This window comes from Streptomyces sp. NPDC030991, assembly GCF_055571235.1.
The window spans coordinates 139993-163240 of the sequence record NZ_JBVIFR010000014.1; the positions used below are offsets into that span (position 1 = coordinate 139993).

Annotated in this window: 20 protein-coding genes; 8 read left to right on the plus strand and 12 right to left on the minus strand. The window is 72.1% G+C overall.

The window, feature by feature from the left end; genetic code table 11:
- Window positions 1-158: 158 nt before the first annotated feature.
- A complete protein-coding gene (locus ACZ45E_RS25850) occupies window positions 159-1472 on the minus strand; it encodes a COG1361 family protein (RefSeq protein WP_468224561.1) in 1314 nt (437 codons plus the stop codon).
- A gap of 312 nt (window positions 1473-1784) precedes the next feature.
- Between ACZ45E_RS25850 and ACZ45E_RS25855 the strand changes: the two genes are divergently transcribed.
- From ACZ45E_RS25855 to ACZ45E_RS25865, 3 genes are all read left to right on the plus strand, one after another.
- Window positions 1785-4010 (plus strand): acetate--CoA ligase family protein, encoded by a 2226-nt coding sequence (locus ACZ45E_RS25855; RefSeq protein WP_468224563.1) that lies wholly within the window; start codon window positions 1785-1787, stop codon window positions 4008-4010.
- Between the two features lie 29 nt (window positions 4011-4039).
- On the plus strand, window positions 4040-4891 hold the full coding sequence (locus tag ACZ45E_RS25860) for an enoyl-CoA hydratase/isomerase family protein (RefSeq protein WP_468224565.1): 852 nt from the start codon (window positions 4040-4042) through the stop codon (window positions 4889-4891).
- Between the two features lie 61 nt (window positions 4892-4952).
- Complete coding sequence (locus ACZ45E_RS25865) at window positions 4953-5573, plus strand: flavin reductase family protein (RefSeq protein ID WP_468224567.1); 621 nt, start codon at window positions 4953-4955, stop codon at window positions 5571-5573.
- Between the two features lie 9 nt (window positions 5574-5582).
- Here the strand turns inward: ACZ45E_RS25865 and ACZ45E_RS25870 are convergent, their stop codons facing one another.
- A complete protein-coding gene (locus ACZ45E_RS25870) occupies window positions 5583-6911 on the minus strand; it encodes an MFS transporter (RefSeq protein ID WP_468224570.1) in 1329 nt (442 codons plus the stop codon).
- A gap of 72 nt (window positions 6912-6983) precedes the next feature.
- Here ACZ45E_RS25870 and ACZ45E_RS25875 point away from each other — a divergent pair, with 72 nt between their 5' ends.
- The gene (locus ACZ45E_RS25875; RefSeq protein ID WP_468224573.1) at window positions 6984-7961 is read left to right on the plus strand and encodes a GlxA family transcriptional regulator; all 978 of its coding nucleotides are present in this window, start codon (window positions 6984-6986) and stop codon (window positions 7959-7961) included.
- A 472-nt stretch (window positions 7962-8433) separates the two neighbouring features.
- Here ACZ45E_RS25875 and ACZ45E_RS25880 read toward each other — a convergent pair whose 3' ends face one another.
- The 3 genes from ACZ45E_RS25880 to ACZ45E_RS25890 all read right to left on the minus strand — a co-directional run bounded on the left by ACZ45E_RS25880 (window position 8434) and on the right by ACZ45E_RS25890 (window position 11793).
- Window positions 8434-9483: an alcohol dehydrogenase catalytic domain-containing protein gene (locus ACZ45E_RS25880; RefSeq protein WP_468224576.1), complete on the minus strand. Its 1050-nt coding sequence runs from the start codon at window positions 9481-9483 to the stop codon at window positions 8434-8436.
- A 3-nt stretch (window positions 9484-9486) separates the two neighbouring features.
- Window positions 9487-10752, minus strand: coding sequence for an acyl-CoA dehydrogenase family protein (locus ACZ45E_RS25885; RefSeq protein ID WP_468224578.1), 1266 nt, complete (start codon window positions 10750-10752; stop codon window positions 9487-9489).
- A gap of 129 nt (window positions 10753-10881) precedes the next feature.
- Window positions 10882-11793, minus strand: coding sequence for an SDR family oxidoreductase (locus tag ACZ45E_RS25890; RefSeq protein WP_468224581.1), 912 nt, complete (start codon window positions 11791-11793; stop codon window positions 10882-10884).
- A gap of 101 nt (window positions 11794-11894) precedes the next feature.
- Between ACZ45E_RS25890 and ACZ45E_RS25895 the strand changes: the two genes are divergently transcribed.
- Window positions 11895-12821, plus strand: coding sequence for a cyclase family protein (locus tag ACZ45E_RS25895; RefSeq protein WP_468224583.1), 927 nt, complete (start codon window positions 11895-11897; stop codon window positions 12819-12821).
- A 354-nt stretch (window positions 12822-13175) separates the two neighbouring features.
- Here the strand turns inward: ACZ45E_RS25895 and ACZ45E_RS25900 are convergent, their stop codons facing one another.
- The 4 genes from ACZ45E_RS25900 to ACZ45E_RS25915 all read right to left on the minus strand — a co-directional run bounded on the left by ACZ45E_RS25900 (window position 13176) and on the right by ACZ45E_RS25915 (window position 17297).
- A complete protein-coding gene (locus tag ACZ45E_RS25900) occupies window positions 13176-13640 on the minus strand; it encodes an ATP-binding protein (RefSeq protein ID WP_468224585.1) in 465 nt (154 codons plus the stop codon).
- A 442-nt stretch (window positions 13641-14082) separates the two neighbouring features.
- Window positions 14083-14943 (minus strand): acyl-CoA dehydrogenase family protein, encoded by an 861-nt coding sequence (locus ACZ45E_RS25905; protein ID WP_468224587.1) that lies wholly within the window; start codon window positions 14941-14943, stop codon window positions 14083-14085.
- A 2-nt stretch (window positions 14944-14945) separates the two neighbouring features.
- Window positions 14946-16094, minus strand: coding sequence for an acyl-CoA dehydrogenase family protein (locus ACZ45E_RS25910; protein ID WP_468224589.1), 1149 nt, complete (start codon window positions 16092-16094; stop codon window positions 14946-14948).
- A 9-nt stretch (window positions 16095-16103) separates the two neighbouring features.
- Window positions 16104-17297 (minus strand): amidohydrolase family protein, encoded by a 1194-nt coding sequence (locus tag ACZ45E_RS25915; protein ID WP_468224592.1) that lies wholly within the window; start codon window positions 17295-17297, stop codon window positions 16104-16106.
- A 160-nt stretch (window positions 17298-17457) separates the two neighbouring features.
- Here ACZ45E_RS25915 and ACZ45E_RS25920 point away from each other — a divergent pair, with 160 nt between their 5' ends.
- Window positions 17458-19026: a class I adenylate-forming enzyme family protein gene (locus ACZ45E_RS25920; RefSeq protein WP_468224594.1), complete on the plus strand. Its 1569-nt coding sequence runs from the start codon at window positions 17458-17460 to the stop codon at window positions 19024-19026.
- On the opposite strand, the gene ACZ45E_RS25925 is transcribed toward ACZ45E_RS25920, so the two are convergent.
- Window positions 19010-19507 carry an EF-hand domain-containing protein gene (locus ACZ45E_RS25925; RefSeq protein WP_468224703.1) on the minus strand — a complete coding sequence of 166 codons (498 nt, stop codon included), beginning with the start codon at window positions 19505-19507 and terminating at the stop codon, window positions 19010-19012. The two genes, ACZ45E_RS25920 and ACZ45E_RS25925, sit on opposite strands and share 17 nt — an antisense overlap.
- A gap of 128 nt (window positions 19508-19635) precedes the next feature.
- Window positions 19636-19998, minus strand: coding sequence for an STAS domain-containing protein (locus ACZ45E_RS25930; protein ID WP_468224705.1), 363 nt, complete (start codon window positions 19996-19998; stop codon window positions 19636-19638).
- A gap of 326 nt (window positions 19999-20324) precedes the next feature.
- Here ACZ45E_RS25930 and ACZ45E_RS25935 point away from each other — a divergent pair, with 326 nt between their 5' ends.
- Window positions 20325-20897 (plus strand): sigma-70 family RNA polymerase sigma factor, encoded by a 573-nt coding sequence (locus ACZ45E_RS25935; RefSeq protein WP_468224597.1) that lies wholly within the window; start codon window positions 20325-20327, stop codon window positions 20895-20897.
- A complete protein-coding gene (locus ACZ45E_RS25940) occupies window positions 20894-22201 on the plus strand; it encodes a zf-HC2 domain-containing protein (RefSeq protein ID WP_468224599.1) in 1308 nt (435 codons plus the stop codon). The genes ACZ45E_RS25935 and ACZ45E_RS25940 overlap by 4 nt, the downstream gene beginning before the upstream one ends.
- A 76-nt stretch (window positions 22202-22277) precedes the next feature.
- Here ACZ45E_RS25940 and purU read toward each other — a convergent pair whose 3' ends face one another.
- A complete protein-coding gene (purU, locus tag ACZ45E_RS25945; protein ID WP_468224602.1) occupies window positions 22278-23156 on the minus strand; it encodes a formyltetrahydrofolate deformylase in 879 nt (292 codons plus the stop codon).
- Window positions 23157-23248 lie beyond the last annotated feature (92 nt).

The window sequence follows — 23248 nt, forward strand, 5'->3', positions numbered from 1 at the left end:
ACGGGACGGGCACGGGACGGGCACGGACGGCGGAACCCGGCACCCGGCACCCGGCACCCGGCACCCGGCACCCGGCACCCGGCACCCGCACCCGTACCCGGCGCCCACACCCGTAGTTACGCGCTCGCGCCCACACCACTACCGTGCCGTCCTCGGCTTCAGTTCAGCACGACCTTCGCGTGGTTGTTGCCCGGCTTCGGGTCGAACGGGAAGGCGGCGCCGTACTCCGGCTGGAGCGTGACCGCACCGGTCGCGCCCGGGACCACCCTGTCGACGCGCAGTGTGAAGGCGAAGGCGCGCGCCGCGTCCGGGGTGACCCAGGACGGCAGCAGGCACCCGTAGCGCGGGGCGCCCGTCGTCCCCTCGTAGTACCCGCCGTCCAGGGTGGTGGGGTAGCACTCCTCGGGGTAGGCGGTGACGGTCGCGCCCTTCGGCACGACGAAGCCGACTACGGCGACCGCGTCGCCCGTGCCCAGGTTCGCCACCCACGCCGGGCCCAGGTTGCGGAAGCGCAGGCGCGCGGTGACGCTCTTGCCCGCCGCCGCCCGGAGTTCGGCGCCGCGGACGCGGAAGTCCGCGGTGTTGTCTGCGGTGATGCCCGCGTACGCGTAGTCGTTCTCGGTGTCGATGTCGGTGGCCCCGCCGCCCGGTGCGATGTGCAGGTCAAGCCGCTCGTACAAGGCGTGCTCGCGCACCGCGAGCTGTACCCCGCCGGGCAGCGCGAAGGACTCGCCGGGCGCCACGGTCCGGTCGAAGACACAGGTGGCGAACGTCAGCGGCGTGGCGCCTGCGTCCGAGGTCCGGTACCGGCACTCGGCCGGCCGGGCGGCGAAGTCGAGGCCGTAGGGCGCGGTCATCTCCAGCGTGAACCCCTCGGCGGGCTCGGTGCCGCGGTTCACGACGGCCACCGGCTGCGTGAGGGTGGAACCGGGCACGGCGTGCTCGACCGGGCTCACCCCGGTCAGCGCGAGGTCAGGACCCGCGGCCACGGAGACGGCGGTCTCCTCGTCGAACGCCGTCAGAGCGCCCTCGGGGCCGGTCGCCGTGGCGGAGTAACGGATCTTGCCCTGTGCCCCGGCCGCCGTGCCCGGCAGCGCCCGTACCGAGAACCGCACGTCGTCACGGTCGGCGGTGTCGCTGACGACGGGCACCGTACACACGGCGGTCGTGCCGGTGGGCGCGCAGTTCGCGGGCCAGTCGACCTGCGCGAAGGCGGCGATCTCCGTGACGTCGACGCTCACGCGGCCGTCGGTCACCTCGATGCCGGCGTTGTCGTGGGAGAGACCGAGGTCCAACTCCCGTGGTTCGCCCGGGCTCTGGGCACTCGCGGCGGGAAGCGGGAGTTCGTAGGGGGTGCTCAGCCACAGCTGGTCGATCTGCGGCTCGTCGGCGAACGCGGGAGTGCCCGCCGGGCCGAGCGCGACCAGTCCGGTCACCGCGGCCGCGACCGCGGCGCGAGCGGAGAATCTCATGTCGTCCCCAAGGGTGGGTGGGCCGCGGCCGGGCAATGGCCGCACGCCTGCCAGACAGCTCGGGCGGCCCGAGGGTTGTACGCCCCGCCCCCGTTCCGGCCGCCCCGGAAATGGGCAGAAGAGGACCACGGTCCCGGTAGTTGCGTACAGCGGTCCCGGAATTCGCGTGCGGCGGTCCCGGTCTTTGCGTGCAGCCCTGTTCCTGACGGAGCGTCAGTTAAGTAATCTGACTACGCGTCAGTTAGGTCTCGGTACTCCGAGGCACACCGCACGGGCAAGAGTTGTCGCTGTCACACAGGAGCGGGCGGACCGATGCTTGGATCGACTTACGGCACCCTGACCACCGACTCCCGCCGGGCCCGCGTGATCGCCTGCGGCGAGCAGCAGCCCGGTCCTGCCGTGCACGGCAGGACCGGCACCGGCGAGCGGGACGTCAGCGGACGCCCGCTGCACGCCGACGTAGCGGATCTCGACCGGTTCTTCCGGCCCGAGTCCGTGGCCGTCGTCGGGGCGTCGGACGCCGAGGGGCGGCCCAACACCGGGATCACCCGCCAGCTGATGGAGTGGGCGGAGCGGGTCGGTGCGCGCCTGTATCCGGTGCATCCGACACGCGAGAAGGTCTTCGGCCTGCCGTGCGTCCCGTCCGTCCGCGATCTCCCCGAAGAGGTCGACCTCGCCGTCCTCCTGGTCGCCGACCCGCTCCCGGTCATCGAGCAACTGGCCGACACCAAGGTGAGGTTCGCGGTCGCGTTCGCCTCCGGGTTCGCCGAGACCGGGGACGCGGGCGCCGCCGCGCAGCGACGGCTCGCCGACGCCGTGGAGCGCGCCGGGCTGCGGCTGCTCGGCCCGAACACCAACCTCAACGCCTTCGAGCGCTTCCGCGACGACCTCGACGGGCCCGCCATCGCGCTCATCACGCAATCCGGCCACCAGGGCCGCCCGGTCTTCGCCCTCCAGGAGCTGGGCATCCGGCTCTCGCACTGGGCGCCGACCGGCAACGAGGCAGACCTGGAGACCGCCGACTTCATCTCGTACTTCGCCCAGCGCCCCGAGGTCGGCGCCATCGCCGCCTACGTCGAAGGGCTCAAGGACGGCCGCTCCTTCCTGCTCGCCGCCGACCGGGCCGCGCGCGAGGGCGTGCCCGTCGTCGCGGTGAAGGTGGGGCGGACCGAGACCGGCGCACGGACCGCCGCCTCGCACACCGGGAAGCTGACCGGCGCCGACGCCGTCGTGGACGCGGCGATGCGGCAGTTCGGCGTGGTGCGCGTGGACGGGCTCGACGAACTCCAGGACACCGCGGCCCTGTTGGCGCGGGCCAGGCCGCCCAAGGCCGAGGGCGTCGCCGTGTACTCCATATCCGGCGGCACCGGCGCGCACTTCTCGGACCTGGCGACGGCGGCGGGCCTGACCCTGCCCGTCCTGTCCGAGGCCAGGCAGGCCGAACTGCACCAGTGGATCCCCGGCTATCTGAACGTCGCCAACCCGGTCGACAACGGCGGCCATCCCGTCGGCGACTGGCGCGGCGAGAAGATCATCGAGTCGATCCTCGCCGACCCGTCCGTCGGCGTGCTCATCTGCCCCATCACCGGCCCCTTCCCGCCGATGAGCGACAAGCTCGCGCGGGACCTGGTGGACGCCGCCGAGCGGACGGACAAGCTGGTGTGCGTGGTGTGGGGCTCGCCGGTCGGCACCGAGGCCGCGTACCGCGAGACGCTCCTCGGCTCCTCCCGCGTGGCCACCTTCCGCACCTTCGCCAACTGCGTCACCGCCGTCCGCGCCTACCTCGGCCACCACCGCTTCACCGCCTCCTACCGCTCGCCCTTCGACGAGGCGCCGCGCACCCCGTCGCCCTCCTACCGCAAGGCGCAGGCACTGATGCGCCCCGGCAAGCAGCTGAGCGAGCACGCGGCGAAGCAACTGCTGCGGGCCTACGGCATCCGCGTACCGCGCGAGCAGCTGGTGACCAGCGCCGCGGCGGCGGTGCGCGCCGCGTCGCTCGTCGGCTACCCCGTCGTCATGAAGGCGTCGGCGCCCCAGCTCGCCCACAAGACCGAACTCGGCCTGGTCAAGGTGGGACTGACGTCGGCGAGCCAGGTAAGGGACGCCTACCGGGAGCTCACCGACATCGCCCGCTACGAGGAGATCGACCTGGACGGCGTCCTCGTCTGCCAGATGGTCGAGCGGGGGGTGGAGATGGTCGTGGGCGTCACGCACGACGACCTGTTCGGGCCGACCGTGACCGTGGGCCTCGGCGGCGTACTCGTCGAGGTGCTGCGGGACACCGCCGTGTGCGTGCCCCCCTTCGGCGAGGAGCAGGCCCGCGCCGCCGTCGAAGGACTGCGCGGCCGCCCCCTGCTCGACGGGGTCAGGGGGGCGCCCCCCGCGGACATCGACGCGCTGGTCGAAGTGGTCCTGCGGGTCCAGCGCATGGCGCTCGAACTCGGCGACGACCTCGCCGAGCTGGACATCAACCCGCTGATGGTGCTCGGCCGCGGCCAGGGCGCCGTCGCCCTCGACGCGCTGGCCGTCTGCCGCTGACCCGCCCCCGGAACGGAGCCGCTTCCCCCATGACACCGCCACCACCCCCATCCCCCACCCCGGGGAACGCCCCCGGGCCCCCCGAGAACCCTCTGGAGTCATTGGTACTGCACGCCACTGACAACGGCGTCTCGTGGATCACCCTCAACCGCCCCGACGCCATGAACGCGGTCACCTGGGACCAGCGCGAACGCGTGATCGCGCTGCTCGCCGACGCCTCCGCGGACCCGGACGTACGCGCCGTCGTCCTCACGGCGACCGGCAAGGGTTTCTGCGCGGGCGCGGACCTGCGCGGCGCGCCCGCCACCGGGGAGCGGGTCGCGGGCGATGTCTCCCGTACGATCCGGCTCGGCGCCCAGCGCCTGATCGCCGCGGTACTGGACTGCGAGAAGCCGGTGATCGCGGCGGTCAACGGCACGGCGGCCGGCCTCGGCGCGCACCTCGCCCTCGCCTGCGACCTGGTGCTGGCGGCGGAGTCGGCCCGCTTCATCGAGGTGTTCGTCCGCCGCGGCCTGGTCCCCGACGGTGGCGGCGCCTACCTGCTGCCGCGCCTGGTGGGCCCGCAGCGTGCGAAGGAGCTGATGTTCTTCGGCGACGCGCTGCCCGCGGCCGACGCGGTGCGCCTAGGGCTGGTCAACAGGGTCGTACCGGACGCGGAGCTGGCCAGGACGGCGCGGGAGTGGGCCGAGCGTCTCGCCACCGGTCCGACCCGCGCCCTGGCCCTCACCAAACAGCTGGTGAACGCGGCGCTGGACACGGACCGTGCCACCGCGTTCGCGGCGGAGGCGGCGGCGCAGGAGCTGAACATGGCCACGCACGACGCGCACGAGGGCGTCGCCGGTTTCCGGGAACGCCGCTATCCGCAGTACCTGGGCCGCTGACGGAGGCGAGCGGGGCCGTACGGCCCTTCCCATCTGACGAGGCGTCAGCTTCACTGGGGACATGATGGGACACGCAGGGATGGCGGCCACCGTCGTCCGGTACCTCAGGTCGGTCGGCGCCCCCACCACGGCGGGGCCGGTGGAGCCGCTCCCGCGCCCCGAGCTGCGGGCGGTCGGCGACGACGAGCGCGCCCCGGTCGACCCGGCCGAGTTCCGCCGCGTGCTCGGCACCTTCGCGACCGGCGTCACGGTCGTCACGGCCCCGCCCGCCGCGCCCGGCGAGAGCCCCGCCGGCTTCGCCTGCCAGTCCTTCGCCTCGCTCTCCCTCGACCCGCCGCTCGTCGCGTTCATGGTGGCCCGTACGTCGACGACGTGGCCCCGCATCGCGCGCGCGGGGGTCTTCTGCGTGAACGTACTCGGCGCGGACCAGGCCGAGTTGTGCCGCGGCTTCGCCGTCAGCGGCGCCGACAAGTTCGCGGGGGTCGGCTACGCCGCGGCGCCGGTGTCCGGCGCGCCCCGGCTCGACGGCGCCGCCGCGTGGGTCGACTGCGCCGTCCACGCCGTCCACACCGGCGGCGACCACCTGATCGTGGTGGGCCGGGTCACGGCCCTGGACACCCACGAAGACGAGCGCCCCCCGCTCCTCTTCCACCGGGGCCGCTTCGCGCGGCTCGGCGACTGAGGTCCGGGCTCAGCCCGCGACGGCGGGGACGGAGACCGCGCCGCCCTCGGAGCCTGTCTTCGAACCCCGCCGGGTCACCAGTGACATCAGCGCGGCAACGGCGCACAGCGCCCCGGACGCGTACCACATCAGGTCGTACGAGCCGGTGACGTCCCGCACCACACCGCCCAGGAAGGCGACGACCGCGGCCCCCACCTGGTGCGAGGCGAGAACCCACCCGAAGACGATGGCGCTGTCCTCGCCGTAGTGCTCACGGCACAGGGCGATGGTCGGCGGCACGGTGGCGACCCAGTCCAAGCCGTAGAACACGATGAACAGGATCATCGGCGGATGCACTGTCGGGAAGAGCAGGACCGGCAGGAAGAGCAGCGAGATCCCGCGGAGCGCGTAGTACACGGCGAGCAGCCGCCGCGCTTCGAACCGGTCGGTGAACCACCCGGACGCGATCGTCCCGACCACGTCGAAGACGCCGATGACCGCGAGCAGCGACGCGGCGGCCTGGACCGGCATGTGGTGGTCGTGGGCGGCGGGCACGAAGTGCGTCTTGACGAGCCCGTTCGTCGAGGCGCCGCAGATGGCGAACGTGCCGGCGAGCAGCCAGAAGGGCCCGGTCCGAGCGGCCTTGAACAACACCCCGACCGCGCGCCTCGCCGCGCCGGGCACCGGAGCGGGCTTGGCCACGAACTCGGCGGCGCCGTAGGCCTTCACCCCCACGTCAGCGGGGTGGTCGCGCAACAGCAACCACACGAAGGGCACCACGGCCAGCGCCGACAGGGCCACGGTCACCGCGGCGGGCTCCCAGCCGTGCCGGTCCACGATCCACGACAGGAGGGGCAGGAACACCAGCTGGCCCGAGGCCCCGGCCGCGGTCAGGATGCCGGTGACGAGGCCGCGCCTGGCCACGAACCACCGGTTGGTGACGGTGGCCGCGAAGGCGAGCGCCATGGACCCGCTGCCGAGGCCGACCAACACGCCCCAGTACAGGACCAGTTGCCAGGCAGCGGTCATCCACACGGTCAGCAGCGATCCGACGGCGATGACCGTCAGGGCGACGGCGACCACCTTCCGTATCCCGAACCGGTCCATGAGGGCGGCGGCGAACGGCGCGGTGACCCCGTACAGGGCGAGGTTGACGGAGACGGCGAACCCGATGGTGCCGTGCGACCAGCCGAAGTCGTGGTTGAGCGGTTCGATGAGGAGGCCGGGCAGCGACGCGAAGGCGGCGGCGCCGATGATCGTCACGAAGGTGACCGCGGCCACGGACCAGGCCCGGTGGGGTGCTGTCCGGCCACGCCGACCACGGGTGTCGGGGAGGTCATGCGTCGGTGTCGTAGTCACATCCCAGAGCTTCGGCCACCCGCACGCTGCCGGACGAGTGGCCCGAGTGACAGCATTCGCTAGGATCGGGCCATGGACGTTCCCCGGCATCGTGTGGCCGTACTGGCACTGGACGGCCTGATCCCCTTCGAACTGGGCATCCCCCAGCGCATTTTCGGCAAGGCGCGCACGGCTGCCCTGGAGCCGCTCTACGAGGTCGTGACGGTCGCGGTCCGCGAGGCGGGCCCGGTGCAGACCGACGCCGACTTCGCGATCCTGGTGGAGAACGGCCCGGAGGCCCTCGCCACCGCGGACACGGTGATCGTCCCCGCGTCCTACGAACTGGGCCCGGTCTACGAGGAGGGCCGCCTCGACCCCGACCTGGCGGCGGCCTTCTCCCACATCCGGCCCGGCACCCGCATGGTCTCCATCTGCACCGGCAGTTACGTTCTCGCCGCCGCGGGTTACCTGGAGGGGCGACCCGCGACGACGCACTGGGCGGAGGCGGCCCACTTCCAGGAACTCTTCCCCTCGGTCCGGGTCGACGCGGACGTCCTCTTCATCGACGACGGCGACGTCCTCACCTCGGCCGGTGTCGCCGCGGGCCTCGACCTCTGCCTCCACCTGGTGCGCCGCGACCACGGCACGGCGGTCGCCAACGATGTCGCCCGCCGCACCGTAGTCCCCCCTCACCGCGACGGCGGCCAGGCACAGTTCATCCAACGCCCGGTACCCGAGCCACAGTTGGCGACGACAACGGCCGCCCGCGCCTGGGCCCTGGCCCGCCTCCACGAGCCGATCCAGCTCCGTGACATGGCCGAGCAGGAATCCATGTCCGTACGCACTTTCACGCGCCGCTTCCGCGAAGAGGCGGGCATCAGCCCCGGCCAGTGGCTCACCCAGCAACGCGTCGAGCGGGCCCGCCACCTCCTGGAGACCTCGGCCCTCTCCATCGACCAGGTCGCCCGAGACGCCGGCTTCGGCACGGCCCAGTCCATGCGCCAGCACCTCCAATCGGCCCTCGGCGTAACCCCGACGACCTACCGCCGAACGTTCCGCTCCACGAGCTGACCGACCACCCCGAGCCCCTGCTCCTGCCCGACAACCGCCCCCGGCACTGCCCTCACCCCCTGGGGCGCCGCCCCAGACCCCGCTCCTCAATCGCCGGAGGGGCTGAAGGAGACCGGCGCTCACCCGCGTACGAGACGGAGCAGGGGCCGAAGGAACGAGCGGAGGACCGCAGAGGTGATCCGGCGATCAGCCCGGCGGGCGGCGGGCGACAGGTGTCGAGCGGCGACCGGCGAACCGCAGAGGTGATCCGGCGATCAGACGGATACGAGACGGGAGGGGCCGACCGGGGTATGTGCGCGCGCAGCACAGCAACACGCGGTAGCGGCAGCCGAAGCAAGCAACGAGGCCATCAAGATGGCGAGCACGCACATACCCCGGTCGGCACCGTACCCACCCACACACCGATCGGAACGAACGGGAAACCCGCCAACGCACCCCAAACGGCCACCCTCCCTTCAACGCACACCGAGCGCTAAAACGTCAGCACCCCCCGAGCAACCCGCCCCCCTTCCGCATCCTCGACCGCCTTCCCGAAGTCCTCCACCGGATAAGTCCGCGTCACCAACTCGTCCAGCAACAACCGCCCCTCCCCATAAAGATCGGCGTACAGCCGAATATCCCGCTGCGGCCGGGACGACCCGTACCGACACCCCAGCACCGACTTGTCGAGAAACAGCGCGGCCGGCACAAAGGACGCCTCCGCATCAGCCGCCGGCATCCCGAGCAGCACCGCCTGCCCATGCCGATCCAGCAGATCGATCGCGGCCCGCACCAGCTCCACCCGCCCCACGCACTCGAAGACGTGATCGGCCCCCTCCGGCAGAACCCCCCGAACCTCCCCCACGTCCCCCAAGAACTCCGTGGCCCCGAACTGCCGAGCCACCCCCTCCTTCCCCGGATTCGAATCAACGGCGACAATCCGCAGGGCCCCGGCGATCCGCGCCCCCTGCAAGACGTTCAGCCCCACCCCACCCGTCCCGATGACAACAACGGAATCCCCCCGGTCGACCCGAGCCCGATTGAGCACGGCCCCCACCCCGGTCAACACCCCGCACCCGATCAACGCGGCCGAAGTCAACGGAATCCCGGCAGGAATCCGCACGGCCTGCACGGCTTTCACCACGGTCCGCTCGGCGAAGGCGGAGTTCGAAGCGAACTGATACACGGGCTCACCGCCGCGCGAGAAGGGCCGCCCCGGCATCCCGATGGCTTTGCGGCACATGGTCGGCCGCCCCCGGTCACACTCCCCGCAGGTGCCACAGTTGGCCAGCGTGGAGAGCGCCACATGATCCCCGGGGACCACATGCGTCACCCCGTCCCCCACGGCCTCGACGACCCCCGCCCCCTCGTGCCCGAGCACCACGGGCCGCGGAAACGGAATGGTCCCGTCGATCACGGAGAGATCGGAGTGGCAGAGCCCGGCGGCGGCGACGGCGACCAGCACTTCACCGGCTCCGGGCGCCCGCACCTCCAGGTCATCGACCACGACAGCCTGCTGCCCGTCGAACAGAACACCCCTCATGACCTACGCCTCCCTGGGCAGGCCGAGCACGCGCTCGGCGATGATGGTGCGCTGGATCTCGTCAGAACCGCCGTAGATGGTGTCGGCCCGGCTGAAGAGGAAGAGCCGCTGAAGCTGATCGAGTTCGTAGGCGGAGGCGGAGGCGGAGGCGGCGGACCAGTCCCGGGGCCCGACGGCACCACGCGCCCCCCGCACCCGCACGGCGAGCTCCCCGAGCCGCTGATGCCAGCCCCCCCACAACAACTTGGCAACGCTGGCCCCCCCACCCAAACCCCCACCCGCACCCGCACCCGCACCCGCACCCCAGCCCCCACCCCCACCCAAACCCAAACCCCCAAACCCACTCCCCCCCAAAGTCCGCAACGCATTCCACCGCATAACCCGCAACTCACTCCACAACCTAACGATCTCCCCACCCACCACGGGATCGGCCACCGCCCCCGACTCCACCGCGCACCGCACAACGTCCCGCAACTCCGCCTCGAACCCGACCTGTTGGGCAAGGGTCGACACTCCGCGCTCGACTCCGAGCAGCCCCATGGCGACCTTCCACCCATCCCCCACCTCCCCCACGCAGTCCACGGCGACGGCCCCGTCGAAGAACACCTCGTTGAACTCGCTGGTCCCGGTCAGCTGCCGGATGGGCCGTACGTCGATACGCCCGGGCTGATCCATCGGCACGAGCAGGAACGACAACCCCCGGTGCCGCGACGACCCCGGCTCCGTCCGGGCGAGTACGAAGCACCAGTCGGCCTCGTGCGCCAGTGACGTCCACACTTTCTGCCCGGTGACCCGCCACCGCCCGTCGCCATCCGCTGCGGCGGCGGTCCGCAGGGAGGCGAGGTCGGAGCCGGCGCCGGGTTCGCTGTAGCCCTGGCACCACAGTTCCTCACCCAGGGCGATGGGAGGGAGGTACCGCCGCCGCTGCTCCTCGCTGCCGTGGGCGAGGAGGGTGGGGGCCAGCAGTTTCTCGCCGATGTGCCCGCAGCGGCCAGGGGCCCGCACCCGCGCGTACTCCTCGGCCCACACGACCTGCTGGGTCAATGTGCCCACGCGATTGCCGTACGCGCTGTCACCCCACCCGAGCCCGATCCACCCGCCGCGCCCCAGCTCCCGCTCCCAGGCGCGCCGCTCCCCGGCGTCCTGGTGCTCGCTGCCGGGCCCACCCCGCCCCACGGCGTCGGCGAACCGCCCGACGAGATGCGTCTGGAGCCACGCCCTGACTTCTCGCCGGAACGCGACATCCTCAGCGCCGAACGCGAACTCCACGCCACCACCCCCCACTTGAGTCGAGCGAAACCTTCAAGCCGAAGCGCAACCTTCAAACCCAAGCGCAACCTTCAAGCCGAACAGGAACCTTCAAGCCGAAGCGCAACCTTCAAGCCGAACAGGACCCGATCAAAGATTGGGCCGCTCCTGGGCCCCGGCGGCCCGAGCCATCTCCTCCACGACCGCGAGCATCGGCATCGGATCGACCCCCACCGTCCCCGGCAGAAAGTCGGCGATCCGCTCGGGCGTCCAGCCCCCCTCGGCGTACCCGGCGCGCAACTCCCGCGGCTGCGCCCACACGGCGATCTTCGGCCCGGCCACGGTGTAGACCTGCCCGGTGATCTTCTCGGCGCGGGCCCGCTCGCTCAGCAGGTAGACGACGAGCGCGGCGACGTCCTCCGGCTCCCCGATCTCCTTGAGCTCCATGGGCACGTTGGCCGACATCCGCGTACGGGCGACGGGCGCCACGGCGTTGGCGCTGACCCCGTACTTGTGCAGCCCGAGGGCGGCGCTGCGCACCAGGGAGATGATCCCGCCCTTGGCGGCGCTGTAGTTGGCCTGGGCGACGGACCCCTGGTGGTTGCCGCTGGTGAACCCGATCAGGGTGCCGCTCCGCTGCTTCCGCATGATGGCGGAGGCGGCGCGGAAGACGGTGAACGTCCCTTTCAGATGGGTGGCGAGCACGGGGTCCCACTCCTCCTCCGACATGTTGAAGAGCATCCGTTCCCGCAGGATCCCGGCGACGCACACCACCCCGTCGATCCGCCCGAACTCCTCCACGGCCGTGTCGACGACGCGCTGCCCGCCCGTCATGGTCGACACGTCGTCGGCGACGGCGACGGCCGCGCCGCCCGCGGCCTCGATCTCCTTCACCACGCCGAGTGCGACCTCGGAGGCGGGCCCGGCGCCCTCCATGGAGACCCCGTAGTCGTTGACGACGACCTTCGCTCCCTCGGCGGCGCACGCGAGCGCGACCGCGCGGCCGATGCCGCGCCCCGCTCCCGTCACGGCGATGACCTTGCCTGCCAAGAAGTTCCCCACGCCCGGCCCCTTCCCGCGGTTTCTGACGGCCCGTTAGATTTCCTCTGGGTTCGGATTCTACGACCCGTCAGATACCGGAACACAAGACCCGGGAGGCCCCGATGCCGCTGCCCGCCGAGTTCCACGACATCGCCAAACGCGTGAACAACTGGGGGCGCTGGGGGGAGGCCGACGAGATCGGCACGCTGAACCTGGTCACGGATGCGGTGGTGCGCGAGGCCGCGGCCGAGGCCCGAAGGGGCCGCCGGGTCCCCCTCGCGCTGCCGCTCAAGCAGGACGGCGTGCAGGCCGGTCTGATCCCCGGCCGCGTCAACCCGCTGCACACGATGGTCCAGATCAACCAGCAGATCTTCGGCCCCGAGACGGTCGCCACCAGCGACGACGCGGTGACGATGGGCCTACAGGCGGCCACCCACTGGGACGCGCTGACCCATGTCTCGCACTCGGGCCGCCTCTACAACGGCCGCCCCGCGGACACCATCACGGCGCACGGTGGCTCCGAGTTCAGCGGCATCGACAAGATCCCGCACCTCGTCTCGCGCGGCGTCCTGCTCGACGTGGCGGCGGCGAAGGGCCTCGACCGGCTGCCGGGGGACCACGCGGTGACGCCCGAAGACCTGGACGAGGCGGCGGAGTTCGGCCGCGTCACGGTCCGCGCGGGCGACATCGTGCTGGTCCGTACGGGCCAGGTCCAGGTGTATCTGGCGGGCTACAAGCACGCGTACGGGTATCCGTCACCGGGCCTGTCGGTCCGTACTCCGGAGTGGTTCCACGCCCACGACGTGGCGGCCGTCGCGAACGACACCCTGACCTTCGAGATCTTCCCCCCGGAGATCGAGAACCTGTGGCTGCCGGTGCACGCCCTGGACCTGGTGGAGATGGGCATGTTGCAGGGCCAGAACTGGGATCTGGAAGGTTTGTCCACAGCCTGTGGAGAAGAAAGCCGCTATACGTTCCTGCTCTCGGCGATGCCCGAGCCGTTCAGCGGCGCGACAGGCACCCCGGTGGCACCGGTGGCCGTGCTCTGAGCGACGGGGGGAAGCCCTCGGGCGGCTGCGAAGGACCCGCCTGCCTCACGACGCGACCCACCCTCCGGGCGGTCGGGCGGCGGGACTTACCCGACACGTCCTGGGCCGCGGGGGGTGCGGGACGGCGCGCCCGGCACCCCCGCGGCGGCGATCCAGCCTCTCGTCGAGGGCCCCCGTCACAAGGGCCCTCGACGTCCCCTCGCCGTGAATCGCTGACCACAATCGTGATCAAACGGGCACTCCGCGTCAACACCCGTACGGCTATTTGCCGTTAATGCTCCTATTGCTCTGGGCGCGCACGGAAGCATGCGGCAGGGGCGGGCCCGGCGCGTCCACTCCTGGGTCCCAGCGGTCTCACACCGCTTCGAAGGCCACCCCGCCGTAGGAGCTCACGCCCCCTGGGGTGCCGGCCGCGGGGCACCGGTCGAGCTCGCACCAGATGGCCTTGCCCGTGCCCTCGGGCCGCCAGCCCCAGCGGTCGGCGAGCCCGTCGACGAGCTCAAGACCGCGGCCGTTCGTCTCCTCGCCGTCCGCGTGCCGGGGCGCCGGGGGCCGGTCGCTGGAGTCGGCCACCTCCACCCGCACCATGCCGGGACACTCGCCCTGCACGCCGGGCAGCACCATCCGGAGCACCGCCGGACGGCCGGTGTGCACCACGGCGTTGGTGACGAGTTCGGAGACGAGCAGGATCAGCGTCTCGGCCAACGGTTCGTCGTCCTGTATCCCCGAACCGGCGAGGCGCGAACGCACCCACCTCCGGGCCCGTCCCACCTCTGCGGGGTCGGCCCCGACCTCCAACTGAACCTGAAGCACCTGCACCGCTCACACCATCCGAATCCGGCGGGACCGTTGGAGTTCTGCCTCGCGCCACTGAGCATCCTGGACACTGCCGGAGATCACGGACTGTGATCTCCTTGCTGCACAGCATGGTTGACGTACAGTCACGTCAACAAGGGCTTCGGGCATATTCCCGCGCGAAGGAGTACGCGTGCGGCATACTGTGCGACGCGCATCGAGGGGGGTCGAACAGGCGGGCGTGACGCCCTGCCCTGCGCTGCGAGCGGCGCACATCCCGGGTCCCGGGGCCGCCTCGGAGGCAACACCGGCACCTTCGCCCGGGTTCAGCACCACTCGCATCTGCCACAAGGTACCGGAGCCGGACGCCGACTCCGCGCCGTGACGAGCCTCCCGAAGGACACAACCCGGTATCGGCGCACGGTCACTCTCCGTACACCCTTTGCTCAGGGCGTCCGCCGGGTGTTCACAGGGCGGCGGCGAGCACCTCCTCGGCGGCCCGCGCGCCGCCGCCCAACTCGCTCCGCACCCAGGCCCGCTTCAGGTGCAGGTGCACGTCGGCCTCCCAGGTGAAGCCCATGCCACCGTGCACCTGGAGGCAGTCGCGGGCCCCCTGGACGGCGGCCTCGTCGGCGAGGAGTTCGGCCGCGGCGATCTCCACCGGGTCCCGGGTGACGGCGGCCGCGTACACCGCGGCGCGGGCCACCTCGGTCCGTACGAGCATCTCGGCGCAGAGGTGCTTGACGGCCTGGAAGGCGCCGACGGGTCGCCCGAACTGATGGCGGTCCCGGGCGTGTTGGACGGCCATGTCGAGCGTGCGGCCGGCCGAGCCGAGCTGTTCGGCGGCGTACAGGAGGGTGGCTTCGGGCGGGGGTGGCGCCCCGCCGCCGGGCACCGTGTGCAGCGGCGTCAGCGGGTCGACCGAGGCGAGCGCGGCGGCGCCCGCGCTCTGCCCGAGCACCACGTCGGCACCGTCGAGCCAGGGCACGAGAGCGCCGGACGGTGCTGTCACGACCACGTCGCCCGAGGCCGCGCCCGGTACGTCCCCGACGGCCAGGAAGGTCGCGACGAGCGGCCCGGGCAGCAGCGCACGCCCGCACTCCTCGAAGACCACGACGGCCTCCGGAAGGCCGAGCCCGGGGCCGCCCGCGGACTCCGGCAGGCGGAGCGAGAACAGCCCCGTATCGCCGAGCCGCCGCCACAGCGCCCGGTCGATCGCGGGCCGCTCCACCGTCCGGCGCAGCGCGTCCCGGTCGAACCAGCGGGCGAGCAGGTCCCGGGTGCCCGTCCGCAACGCCCGTTGTTCAGCCGTCAATTGAAAGTGCATGGTCACCGGCCTCCGGTCGGCTCTCTGGGCAGCCCGAGGATGCGCTCGGCGACGATGTTGCGCTGGATCTGCGAGGTGCCGGCCGCGATCGTGTAGGAGAGCGAGGACAGCCGGTCGAGCGTCCACTCGTGGCCGGTGTCCAGCGCCCCGGCGCCGCCGAGGACCCGCGCCGCGGCGTCGTAGAGCCGCTGCCGCGCGTGCGAGTAGCGCAGCTTGAAGACGGACCCGCCCACCCCGGGCGCCCCGTCACCGGCCTGCGCCTCGCTCACGTTCCACTGGACGAGCCGCCACAGCGCGCCGAACTCGGCGGAGAGCAGCGCGAGTTCGCGGCGCAGCACCGCGTCGTCCCAGCGTCCGCTCTTGCGTGCGTGGGCGGCCAGCTCGCCGAGGGTGCGACGGCAGGCGACGACCTCGCCGACGAAGGCGGTGCCGCGTTCGAAGGACAGGGTCACCATGGTGACGCGCCAGCCGTCGTTCTCCTCGCCGACCCGGTGGGCGACCGGCACCCGTACGTCATCGAGGAACATCTCCGCGAACTCCGTCGATCCGGCGAGGGTGCGCAGCGGGCGCACGGTGACCCCGGGGGTGTCCATCGGCATGGCGAGCCAGGAGATGCCGCGGTGCTTGGGGGCGGCCGGGTCGGTGCGTACGAGCAGTTCGCACCAGTCGGCGGCCTCGGCGTGCGAGGTCCAGATCTTCGAGCCGTTGATCACGTAGGTGTCGCCGTCGCGTACCGCGCGCGTGCGGAGGGCCGCGAGATCGGAGCCGGCGTCCGGCTCGCTGAACCCCTGGCACCACACCTCGTCGCCGCGCAGGATCGGCGAGAGCCAGCGGGCCCGCTGCTGTTCGGTGCCCTCGGCGGCGATGGTCGGCCCGGCGTGCAGCAGGCCGACGAAGTTGGCGCCGACGTACGGGGCGCCCGCTCTCTCCGTCTCCTCCAGGAAGATGAGCCGGGTGGTGGGCGAGGCGTCCCAGTGCACCTCTCCGTACCCGGCGTCGTGGAGCCTGCGCTGCCAGCCTGTGTCGTACGCGCGCCGGCCGGGCCAGTCGCCGGGGGACGGTTTCCCGGGCAGCGTCGGCAGGACGGCCGCGAGCCACTCCCGCAGCCTGGCCCGGAACTCCTCTTCCTCGTCGGTGTAGGTGAGGTCCATGAGGCGGGCCTACTTGTCCAGGTCCAGACCGAGCATGCGGATGGCGTTGCCGCGCATCAGCTTGTACACGGTCTCGTCGTCGAGGCCCTTCATGTGGTCGAGGGCGACCTCCTTGGTGTGCGGGAAGGTCGAGTCGACGTGCGGGTAGTCGGTCTCGAAGGTGGCGTTGTCGCGTCCGACCACGTCCAGCGAGGCGACGCCGTGCTTGTCGCGGAAGAAGCAGCAGAACATCTGCCGGTAGTAGTACGTGGAGGGGGGCTCGGGGACGATGTCCCGGACGCCGCCCCACGCGCGGTGCTCCTCCCAGACGTCGTCGGCGCGCTCCAGGGCGTACGGGATCCAGCCCATCTGGCCCTCGCTGTAGGCGAGTTTGAGCGTCGGGAACTTCACGAGCACGCCGCTGAACAGGAAGTCCATCATCGACGCCATGGCGTTGTTGAAGCTGAGCGCGGCCTGCACGGCGGGCGGTGCGTCGGGGGACGCGGCGGGCATCTGGGAGGAGGAGCCGATGTGCATGTTGACGACGGTCCCGGTCTCCTGGCACACGGCGAAGAACGGGTCCCAGTACCCGGAGTGGATCGACGGGAGGCCGAGGTAGGTGGGGATCTCGGAGAAGGTGACGGCCCGGACGCCGCGTGCCGCGTTGCGCCGGATCTCGGCGACGGCGAGGCCCACGTCCCACAGCGGGATGATGCAGAGCGGGATCAGCCGGCCGCCGCTGTCGCCGCACCACTCCTCGACCATCCAGTCGTTGTAGGCGCGTACGCAGGCGAGGGCGACCTCCTTGTCGTGCGCCTCTGCGAACGTCTGGCCGCAGAAGCGCGGGAAGGTGGGGAAGCAGAGGCTGGCCTCGACGTGGTTGAGGTCCATGTCGTCGAGGCGTGCCTTGGGGTCCCAGCAGCCGCGCCGCATCTCGGCCCGGGTGATGCCTTCGAGGGTCATGTCGTCCCGGTCGAAGCCGACGGCGGCGATGTTGCGCTTGTACGGGAACTTGAGGTCCTCGTAGATCCACCAGTCGGTGGGCGGCCCGTCGGGGTCCATGGTGATCTGATACTTGCCCGCCACGTAGGCGAGTTCACCGATCCCGGCGGTGAGCGGCCGGGGTCCGCGGTCGCGGTACTTGGCCGGCAGCCAGGTGTCGAAGAGATGGGCCGGTTCGATCACATGGTCGTCGACGCTGACGATGCGCGGCAGTTCCGTCATGAGTGCTGAGCCCCTCCGCGTTACCTGATGACCCGTCAGATGCAGGCTAGCCCCGCACCCCTGGACCGACAAGGAGCACGGACTTACGCTTCCCTCGGATTCTGACGCCCCGTCAGTTAGGCGTGGCGGCCGGGCACGGGCACCCATGGGGGTCACGGCAATGACGCAGAGCACCGCACACGCCCTCGGCGCCTCCCGCACGCTCTGGGAGCTGGTCGAGCGCCGCGCCGCGCTCACCCCGGGCCACCCGGTCCTGCTCCAGGGCGACCGGCGGCTCACCTTCGGCGAGCTGCGGGACCGCGCCGAGCGGGTGGCGGCGGCCCTGTACGAACGCGGCGTCCGCCCGGGCACCGTCGTCGCCTGGCAACTGCCCACCCGCATCGAGACGGCCCTGCTCACCTTCGCGCTGGCCCGTATCGGCGCCGTGCAGTCCCCGGTCATCCCGTTCTACCGGGACCGTGAAGTCGGTTTCGCGCTGGGGGAGTCCAAGGCCGACTTCTTCGCGACCCCCGGCGTGTGGCGCGGCTTCGACCACACCGCCATGGCGCACCGGCTGGGCGCCCGCGGCGTCTTCGAGGCGTACGAGAACCTGCCCGAGGCCGACCCGTCCGTCCTCCCGCCCCCGCCGGCCGACGGCGGGTCGGTCCGGTGGATCTACTGGACCTCCGGCACCACCTCCGACCCCAAGGGCGTGCTGCACAGCGACCGTTCACTCATCGCGGGCGGCTCCTGCCTGGCCCACGCGCTGCGCCTGTCCGCCTCCGACGTCGGCTCCATGGCCTTCCCCTACGCGCACATCGCGGGCCCCGACTACACGGTGATGCTGCTCCTGTACGGGTTCCCGGCGGTGATGTTCGAGCAGTTCGCCCTGCCCGACGCGCTGGCGGAGTACCGGCGCCACGGCGTCACCGTGGCGGGCGGCTCGACCGCGTTCTACTCGATGTTCCTGGCCGAGCAACGCAAGGACCCGGGGCGGAGGTTGATCCCGACGCTGCGCCTCCTCGCGGGCGGCGGAGCGCCCAAACCGCCCGAGATCTACCACTCCGTGGTGCGCGAGATGGGCGTCCAGCTCACCCACGGGTACGGCATGACCGAGGTGCCCATGATCACGATGGGGGCGCCGGACGATACCGCGCACCACCTGGCGACGACGGAGGGGCGCCCGCCGGACGGCATGGAGATCCGGATCGTCGACACGGACGGCAAACAGCTCCCCGCCGGGACCGACGGCGAGGTCAGGCTGCGCGGGGAGGCCGTCTGCCAGGGCTACGTGGACCCGCGTCAGAGTGCGGACGCCTTCGACGCGGACGGCTTCCTGATCACCGGCGATCTGGGCCACGTCCTGCCCAGCGGCCACCTGGTCCTCACCGGGCGGGCCAAGGACATCATCATCCGCAAGGGCGAGAACATCTCCGCCAAGGAGATCGAGGACCTGCTGCACCAGCACCCCGCGGTCCAGGACGCGGCCGTCGTCGGCCTGCCCGACGCCGAGCGCGGGGAGCGGGTGTGCGCGGTCCTCGAACTCCGGGCGCCGGGAGCCCCGTTGACCCTGGAGGAGGTCACGGCGTACCTGCGCGGCCAGGGCCTGACCACGTTCAAGCTGCCCGAACAGCTGGAGATCCTGGACGCCCTCCCCCGCAACGAGACGCTCCGCAAGGTCCTCAAGTACAAGCTGCGGGAGCGGTTCGGAGGCGAGGGAGGGGGCGCTGCGCCTACTCGGGGACGGTGAAGTACCGCGCGAATCCCTGGACGACCTCGTCCTCGGAGATCCGCCCGTCCCCGTCCGCGTCCAGCGCGGCGGCCGCCGCCGATGCGGTCCCGGCCTCGACCCCCAGGGCCTTCAGCGCCCGCTCGGCCGCCTCCGGTCCGATCCCGGCGCCGTCCGGGCCCGCGAGGGCGATGGCGCCCCGCAGGAACGGCCGCGCGATCTCGGCGAACCGCTCCGGGCTGTCCCGCAGCCGCTTCACGGCCCCGGTCACGAACTCGCCCCGGGTCACCCGCTGGTCCCCGTCCACGTCCGCGATCCCGGCCATGCCCTGCCAGAACGCCTCGGCCCCTGCGAACAGCGCCTGCCCCTTGTCGCAGCGGGCCGTCGCGCCGAACTCGGCGAGCAGCGCCTTCGCCGCGGCGTAGAAGTCCTCGCGGTCGATGTATCCGTTGCCGTCCTGGTCGAAGCCGGCGAACCGGTCCGCGATCCTCCGCTCGTCCATGCTCATGAGCCGCCTCTCACATCGATGGGTCCTACGCCCCGGAGCGTACGTCCGACGCGCGCGGGCAGGTCCGGAAGTGGAGCGGTTGTGTCAGGACCGGAGGAATTCCGGGACAAGGGAGCCCCTCCTCAGGCCGACAGCGGCTCCGCCTCGTCGTCCACGGCCGCGGTGACGTCCGGGTACACCTCGAAGAGGCGGCGGACGCCGAGCGCGCCGAGCACCCGGTTCACGTGCGAGCCGTCGACGGCGCCCTGGGCCGGCAGGATCAGCCGGAGCCGGCCCTGGCAGGAGCGCATCAGACGGCGTGCGGCGATGAGGACGCCGACGCCGCTGGAGTCGCAGAACAGCACGTCGGAGAGGTCGAGCACGAGACTGTGGCGGCCGTCGGCGACCGCTTCGTGGACCTGTTGCCGCAACGCGGGCGAGGTCACGAGGTCCATCTCGCCCGACACCCGTACGACGGCCCAGTCGCCCCGTCCCGTCTCGCTCATCCTGAGCGTCACGCGCCACCCCTCCTCTCGCTCACCCGATGGTCCACATTCGGAACCTGTCACTACGCTTGCACTGCGCGGCTGCCCCAGCCGCAACGCACTGAAACAACCCTCGCAGACCTATCACATATGACCCGGTCAAGACCCTCCCGGCCACAATCGATCGCTTACGGTCAACGACCTGCGCCGTTCTTTACCATCCGCTACTGCCCCACCGCGCACAATGCGGTAAAGGAGCGTGGGTTGTCGGTGCCGCCCACTACATTCGAGTACAGAGACGAACAGTTCAGCAGCTGAGCAGCACGGGCGGTCGGTGAGGGGGCCCCATGCCCAAGGAGACTCCGTCCCGCTGGGACCGGAGGATGCAGCAGCGCCTCGCGCACGGTGAGGCCGCCGCGCTCGGCGAGCTGTACGACCGCTTCGCGTCCCTGGTGCACAACCTCGCCCACCGCGTCCTGGACGACGAGGACGCCGCCGACCAGATCACCCGCGAGGTCTTCACGCACATCTGGGAGAACCCCGAGGCGTACGAACCCAAGCAGGGTCCGCTGCGCTCGTTCATCGCCACACTCGCCCACCACCGGGCCGTCCAGCGGCTGCGCCAGACCGAGTCCGCCGCCCTCGTGCGCACCGGCCTCGGCACCACCGAGGACCTGGAGCGCAAGGTGCGCCACGCCTCCGCCGCGGCCCGCGCCGACTACATCGTGACGTCGATGCCCGCCCCGCTCAGGGCCGCCCTGGAGCTCGCCTACTTCCAGCGCCGTGACTACCGCCAGACCGCCGCCGACCTCGGCGTCACCGAGGACGAGGCGCGCCGCCGCCTCCGCCTCGGCCTGCAACTGCTCTCCACGGCGCACGACAGCGGCACCCCGCCCGGCCGCCATGGGAGGCCCGCATGAGCGGGACCCCAGGACCGGGCCGCTTCGACCCCTTCGGCGACGGGCCCGAGGACGGGCAGCACCCCGGCGGCGCGGCGGGCGTGCCCCGGATACCGCCACCGCGCACCTCCGTCGAGGACACCGGACGCCCGCTCCCCGCGGCCCCCGCGCCCCGGCCCCTCGCCCTGGACCACCGCGTCCTCACCTCGCTCCTCGGCGCCTGGGCGCTCGCCGCCTGCTCGCCCGAGGAGGCCACCGCCGTCGACGACCACCTGGGCGGCTGCGGCACCTGCGCCGAAGAAGCGCTGCGGCTGCGCGACGCCGTCGGCCTGCTGCACCCCGAGGAGTCCCTCGACCTCGACCCGACGCTCCGCTCCCGCGTCCTGGAGGGCTGCCTCTCCCGCCGCCCGGCCCGCGTCCCGGTCCCCGGCTGGGCCGCCCCCTACGACGCCGAGACCGCCCGCCTCGACGCGCTGCTCAAGGACATCGGCGAGAGCGAGTGGCACGCGCCGGTACGGCTCCGCTGGTACGAGCGGGAGGAGCAGGTCAGCCGCCGGACCACCGTCGCCGGGGTGATCGCCCACCTCACCGGCGTCGACGGCCTCGTCGCCCGCGCCCTCGGCCTCGACGACCCCGCCCCCGGCTCCGCGCTCCACCCGGCGGAGGGCGACCCGGCGGCCGTCTTCGCCGCCCTGGACGGTCTCGGCCCCGCCGAGCGCACGGAGGCGTACTGGCAGGCGTCCCCCCATCCGTTGACCCGGGCCGTGCGCGCGCCCTGGCGGGACCAGTCGCACGCCCTGATCCGGACGGTGTCCTTCGCCGGATCGGACGCCGGCGGCCCCGGCGGCTCGGGCCGGCTCCCGGTCTCGTACGGCGCGTTCGAGCTGCCCCTGCGGGACGCCATGATCGACCGGGCCTTCGAGTGCTGGATCCACGCCGGTGACATCGCCGACGCGGTGGACTACCCGTACGAGCCGCCCTCGCCGCGCCACCTCAACCGCATGATCGACCTCGCGGCGCGGATGCTGCCCGCCTCCCTCGCCGCCCGCCGCGGCACCGGGCCCGCCGCGCCCGCCGCAGGGCCCGGCCGCAGTCTGCGTCTGGAGGTCGAGGGCGCGGGTGGCGGCGAGTGGCTGATCGCCCTGGACGCCGCGGCGGACGGCTCCGCGGGGCGGCAGGTGGCTCATCTGGCGCTGGACGGGGTGGAGTTCTGCCGCCTGGCCGCGGGGCACGTGCCGCCGGACGAGGCGGCGGCGGGCCGGGTGGGCGACCGGGAGGCCATCCGCGAGGTCCTGTCGGCGACGGCGGCGCTGAGCCGCCTGTGACAGGGCCTCGCGTCAGCGGGACCGGGGCCTCGCCGTCACCGGGTGCGGCGGGCCCCGCCGGGCCCGCGACCGGGTTCTAGGCGAAGACGACGGTCCGCCGCCCGTTCAGCAGGATGCGCCGCTCCGCGTGCCACTTGACGGCCCGCGCCAGCGCCTGGCACTCCACGTCCCGTCCGATCGCCACCAGCTGGTCGGGCGTGACGTCGTGCCCGACCCGCTCGACCTCCTGCTCGATGATCGGCCCCTCGTCGAGGTCGGCGGTCACGTAGTGCGCGGTCGCCCCGATCAGCTTCACCCCCCGCGCGTGCGCCTGGTGGTACGGCTTCGCGCCCTTGAAGCTCGGCAGGAACGAGTGGTGGATGTTGATGATCCGCCCGCTCAGCTGCTTGCACAGGTCGTCCGAGAGCACCTGCATGTACCGGGCGAGCACGACCAGCTCGACGCCCTCCGCCCGCACCAGGTCGAGGACCTGCTGCTCGGCCTGGGCCTTGGTGTCCTTGGTGACCGGGATGTGGTGGAAGGGGAGGTCGTACGAGCCGACGAGCTCAGCGAAGTCCCCGTGGTTGGAGATCACAGCGGCGATGTCGACGGGCAGCGCGCCGATCCGGGCCCGGAAGAGGAGGTCGTTCAGGCAGTGCCCGAACTTGCTGACCATCAGGACGACCTTCATCCGGTCCGAGGCCCGGTGGATCTGCCAGTCCATCTGGAACGAGTCCCCGATCGCGGCGAAGCTGGCGCGCAGCTTCTCCACGGTGACGGGCGCGTCCGCGCTGAAGTGGACGCGCATGAAGAAGAGTCCCGTGTCGTGGTCTCCGAACTGCTGGCTGTCCTCGATGTTGCAGCCGGTCATGAAGAGGTAGCTCGACACGGCGTGCACGATGCCCTGCTTGTCGGGGCAGGAGAGGGTGAGGACGTACTGCTCGGAGCCGGTGGGGACAGGTGCGGGCGCGTTCATGCGAAAAGGTTCGCACATCGGCGGCGTCCGGGGCCCGCGTGTCCTGGAAACCGGACAACCCGGGAACCGGACGGCCGATGCGCGCGGAGCGC

Coding starts and splice junctions, on each gene's coding strand:
- ACZ45E_RS25850 (WP_468224561.1), bottom strand. CDS start 1,472: ATGAGATTCTCCGCTCGCGCCGCGGTCGCGGCCGCGGTGACCGGACTG.
- ACZ45E_RS25855 (WP_468224563.1), top strand. CDS start 1,785: ATGCTTGGATCGACTTACGGCACCCTGACCACCGACTCCCGCCGGGCC.
- ACZ45E_RS25860 (WP_468224565.1), top strand. CDS start 4,040: ATGACACCGCCACCACCCCCATCCCCCACCCCGGGGAACGCCCCCGGG.
- ACZ45E_RS25865 (WP_468224567.1), top strand. CDS start 4,953: ATGATGGGACACGCAGGGATGGCGGCCACCGTCGTCCGGTACCTCAGG.
- ACZ45E_RS25875 (WP_468224573.1), top strand. CDS start 6,984: ATGGACGTTCCCCGGCATCGTGTGGCCGTACTGGCACTGGACGGCCTG.
- ACZ45E_RS25880 (WP_468224576.1), bottom strand. CDS start 9,483: ATGAGGGGTGTTCTGTTCGACGGGCAGCAGGCTGTCGTGGTCGATGAC.
- ACZ45E_RS25895 (WP_468224583.1), top strand. CDS start 11,895: ATGCCGCTGCCCGCCGAGTTCCACGACATCGCCAAACGCGTGAACAAC.
- ACZ45E_RS25905 (WP_468224587.1), bottom strand. CDS start 14,943: ATGCACTTTCAATTGACGGCTGAACAACGGGCGTTGCGGACGGGCACC.
- ACZ45E_RS25910 (WP_468224589.1), bottom strand. CDS start 16,094: ATGGACCTCACCTACACCGACGAGGAAGAGGAGTTCCGGGCCAGGCTG.
- ACZ45E_RS25915 (WP_468224592.1), bottom strand. CDS start 17,297: ATGACGGAACTGCCGCGCATCGTCAGCGTCGACGACCATGTGATCGAA.
- ACZ45E_RS25920 (WP_468224594.1), top strand. CDS start 17,458: ATGACGCAGAGCACCGCACACGCCCTCGGCGCCTCCCGCACGCTCTGG.
- ACZ45E_RS25925 (WP_468224703.1), bottom strand. CDS start 19,507: ATGGACGAGCGGAGGATCGCGGACCGGTTCGCCGGCTTCGACCAGGAC.
- ACZ45E_RS25930 (WP_468224705.1), bottom strand. CDS start 19,998: ATGAGCGAGACGGGACGGGGCGACTGGGCCGTCGTACGGGTGTCGGGC.
- ACZ45E_RS25935 (WP_468224597.1), top strand. CDS start 20,325: ATGCCCAAGGAGACTCCGTCCCGCTGGGACCGGAGGATGCAGCAGCGC.
- ACZ45E_RS25940 (WP_468224599.1), top strand. CDS start 20,894: ATGAGCGGGACCCCAGGACCGGGCCGCTTCGACCCCTTCGGCGACGGG.
- purU (WP_468224602.1), bottom strand. CDS start 23,156: ATGAACGCGCCCGCACCTGTCCCCACCGGCTCCGAGCAGTACGTCCTC.